Origin of the sequence: Nocardioides sp., from assembly GCF_035429765.1 — a bacterium.
Classification (GTDB): domain Bacteria; phylum Actinomycetota; class Actinomycetes; order Propionibacteriales; family Nocardioidaceae; genus Nocardioides.
The window spans coordinates 11,660-15,236 of sequence record NZ_DAOMFK010000061.1 but is presented as its reverse complement, the minus strand read 5'-3'; the positions used below and the strand labels follow the sequence as shown (position 1 = coordinate 15,236).

The window sequence follows — 3,577 nt, the reverse complement described above, 5'->3', positions numbered from 1 at the left end:
TCGTGGTCGACCCGCGCAAGGCGGGCCTCGCCGCCAAGGCCGACCACTGGCTGCGGGTCCGGCCCGGGACCGATGCCGCGCTGGCCCTGTCCCTGATGCACGTGATGATCGAGAACGGCTGGTACGACGCGGAGTTCGTCCGGGACTGGACCAACGCCGCCGAGGTCGTCGACGGGGCGACGGTGTGGGACCTCCTCGCGGCACGCTGCGCGGACTTCGCCCCGGACACCGCCGAGGCGATCACCGGCGTCCCCGCCGCCGAAATCGTCGCGACTGCCCGGACGATCTGGGAGGCCCGGCCGCTCGCGTTCTACACGTGGAGCGGGCTGGAGCAGCACAGCGGCACCACCCAGACCATCCGCGCGATCGACGTCCTCTACGCCCTGACCGGCTGCCTGGACGTGCCGGGAGGGAACGTGCTGTTCGAAGCGGTGCCGGCCAACCCCGTGGACGGACGCGAGCTCCTCTCGGACGCACCACCCCCCGCGGTCGGCTCCGACCGCCGCCCGCTCGGGCCGGCCCGCTTCGGGTTCGTCACCGGCGAGGACCTCTACACCGCCGCGCTCGACGGCCAGATCACCACCCTGGTGGGCTTCGGCGGCAACCTGGTGATGGCGCACGCGGACAGCCTCCGCGGCCGCGAGGCCCTGCGCAGCCTGGACTTCTTCGTCCAGGCCGACCTCTTCATGACCCCGACCGCCGAGCTGGCGGACATCGTGCTGCCGGTGACGACACCCTTCGAGTCCGAGGCGCTGAAGATCGGGTTCGAGTACAGCCAGGAGGCCCAGTCGCTGGTCCAGCTCAGGCAGCCTCTGGTGGCGGCCCGCGGCGAGGCCCGCTCGGACCTGCGGATCGTGTTCGACCTCGCGACCCGGCTCGGCCTCGGCGGGCACTTCTGGGACGGCGACGTCGACGCGGCGTACCGCCACCAGCTGGCACCCAGCGGGATCACCCTGGACGAGCTGCGCGCGCACCCCGAGGGGGTGCGGGTGCCGCTGACGACCCGCTACCGCAAGTACGCCGACTCCGGGTTCCGGACCCCCTCGCAGAAGGTGGAGCTCTACTCCGCCACCCTCGCCGCGAACGGCTACGACCCGCTGCCCGCCTTCGAGGAACCGGCGATCAGCCCTCGGTCCCGCCCCGACCTCGCCGAGCGGTACCCGCTCGTCCTGAGCTGTGCCAAGTCGCTGTTCTTCTGCGAGACCCAGCACCGGCAGGTGGCGGCCCTTCGCAAGAGCGCACCCGATCCCCAGGTCGAGCTGCACCCCGCCACGGCCGAGGCGCGCGGCATCGCCGCAGGGGACTGGGTCTCCCTCGACACCCCGCGGGGCAGCGTGCGGGCCCGCGCGAAGCTCAACGCCAGCCTGGACCCGCAGGTCGTCCTCGCCCAGCACGGCTGGTGGGCGTCGTGCGAGGAGCTGGGACTGCCGGGCTACCCGCCGTACGGCCCGGACAGTGCCAACCTCAACCTCGTGCTGCCCCAGACCCCGAGCGATCCGATCAGTGGCAGCTCGCCGCTGCGCGCCGGCGTCTGCGACGTGTCACGGACACCTGCCGCACCCGAGTGAGGACCCTGCGGTCAGGACCGGATCGGCCCGGATGGCGCGGACCAGGGATTCGCGGCCGCTGACGCACGTGTCGTCGTCGTCGACGTCGGAGGCGACGAACCAGGCGCGGTCTGCCGGCCACAGCAGGTGCGCCGGGGGCAGCCACCGGTCCCTCGACCTTCCCGTTGCCGGGTCGACGGCGCCCCAGCTGCCGACGTCGTCCACCGGGCCCCGGAACAGGCGGTACTCGCGGACGGGGTGGCCCGTCTCGTCCCTCAGCGTGACCGTCGGGCCGGTGAGCACGCTGTCCGGGAGGCCCGGCTCGACGCCGGCTGCGATTCCGGTGGCGCCGAGCCACAGGGCGTGGAGGCAGTCCTCGGGGGTGGTGGTGGCCGCTCGGAGGAGAGGGATGAGCCGGGAGCAGAGGCCGCGCTCGGCGATGTCGTCCTCCGGCAACGGCACCACCCGGACCTCGGCCTGGTGGCCGCGCGGCCCGCAGGTCACCAGCTCCTGCCAGGTGACCGGCGCGTGGAGGACCCAGTCCGCGTGGCTCGTGTCCGGCTCGAAGCGAAGCATGCCGGCCACGGTAGGGCAGACGCCTATCCGCCGGGCGTCACGGGGGCGCTGCCGCGGGGCCGGGCGCCCTTGACGAGGAGCCAGAGACCGAGGCCGACCTCGGCGATGAACCCGACTGCCCATGCGGGGTAGCTGATCGCGGGGTGTCCCGGGGCGAGCAGCACCTGGAGGAACCACACGAGCACGCCCACTCCGTCGAGGAGGAGGAGCCATCCGAGGAAGCGTGGCAGGAAGCCGGACCGCAGCACGAGCACGCCCAGGGGGAAGAGCCAGGCGGAGAAGAACAGCTGCGCGGTGACGAAGCCCGTCTGGTACGTCGTGACCGACAGCTGGGCCAGCCCCTCGAGCTGCGGCCCCGTTAGGCTCCCCACGTCTCCCGATCCGTCGCCCTGCGCGAGGACTCCGAGTAGAGGCAGGTAGCTGGCGCACTGCACGGCCACCCCGACGGCGTTGAGGACCAGGAGGAGGAGAGCCAGCGGCTGGTCGATCGGGCGGAGCAGCGCGTAGAGCGCCCAGGCGGTGAGGACGAACAGGAGACCGGAGCCGAGTGCCGCCACCAGCCCGAGCCGGAACATCGCCTCGTCCCCGGTGATCGCTGCCTGCAGCGTCTCGGTGTCGCTGAGGCCGATGTGGCCGAGCCGGCTCGCGAGGACGTTGAGGAGGACGTAGGTGAGGTACAGGCCACCCGCCCAGCGGGCGATGCCGGTCGACGGGCGCGGCTCTGCGGTGACAGCCGTCATACCTCTGCCTCCTGCCTCCCTTGCGGGTGGTGATCGTCGTGCGGGTGCGCGCGGGCGCGGACGACCAGGGCGGTGGCGATCGCGAGGGCGAGGACGCGGAGCGCGTTGAACGCCGTGGCCACGACCAGCCAGTGACCCGGGTCGGCCACGTCGGCGCGCAGCTTCGAGGGCACCTCGACGAGCACGGTGAGGAGGGCGAGAACGCCGGTGCCGAGCACCAGCCCCTTCGTCAGCACGTCACGCCCCGGGACCTTGCCGGGGTGACGCAGCAGCGGGTACGCCACCGCGCTCGCGACGAGGAGTCCGCCTACGGCGGCCTCCACCAGCATCTGCCGGTACGGGATCGACATCGCGGACCGGTAGTCAGCCGCGATCGGGGTGAGCGAGATGAGGAGGTTCACCAGCCAGAACGTGACCGCACCCGCGAGCGTGGGGAGCCACCAGTCCCGCCGCCGCCCGGCCACGATTCACCGTACCGCCGCCGGAGGCCGGTATCGCCCGGCTGTCAGCACCCTCACACCGGGTCCTCTCGCCCCGCTCGGAGCCGCCTCGGGGATCTTCCTCATCATGGTCGAGCCGCAGGTCTCCAGCAGCCGGTTCAGCTACCCGTTGACCGCGACCGCCTTCATCTGGATCCAGGTGTGGTTCTGCGTCCAGCACCTCGGCCTGCTCGCCGGGCAGGTGGCGCTGCAGTCCTCGGGCGCCGCCGGTCCT

Annotated in this window: 4 protein-coding genes; 1 reads left to right on the top strand and 3 read right to left on the bottom strand. The window is 72.6% G+C overall.

The genetic code is table 11. The features are described 5' to 3' along the window. A partial coding sequence (locus tag PLP61_RS07880; protein ID WP_324502017.1) for a molybdopterin-containing oxidoreductase family protein occupies nucleotides 1–1,568 on the top strand: 1,568 nt, incomplete at its 5' end. Here the strand turns inward: PLP61_RS07880 and PLP61_RS07875 are convergent. Genes PLP61_RS07875 through PLP61_RS07865 form a run of 3 tightly spaced genes read right to left on the bottom strand, consistent with a single transcriptional unit; the run spans nucleotide 1,542 to nucleotide 3,327 of the window. After that, nucleotides 1,542–2,123, bottom strand: a complete 582-nt coding sequence (locus PLP61_RS07875; RefSeq protein WP_324502015.1) for a hypothetical protein — start codon at nucleotides 2,121–2,123, stop codon at nucleotides 1,542–1,544. The two genes, PLP61_RS07880 and PLP61_RS07875, sit on opposite strands and share 27 nt — an antisense overlap. A gap of 23 nt (nucleotides 2,124–2,146) precedes the next feature. Further along, on the bottom strand, nucleotides 2,147–2,863 hold the full coding sequence (locus PLP61_RS07870) for a DUF4386 domain-containing protein (protein WP_324502013.1): 717 nt from the start codon (nucleotides 2,861–2,863) through the stop codon (nucleotides 2,147–2,149). Beyond that, nucleotides 2,860–3,327, bottom strand: coding sequence for a hypothetical protein (locus PLP61_RS07865; protein ID WP_324502011.1), 468 nt, complete (start codon nucleotides 3,325–3,327; stop codon nucleotides 2,860–2,862). Before PLP61_RS07865 ends, PLP61_RS07870 begins: the two co-directional genes overlap by 4 nt. Between the last annotated feature and the right edge of the window lie 250 nt (nucleotides 3,328–3,577).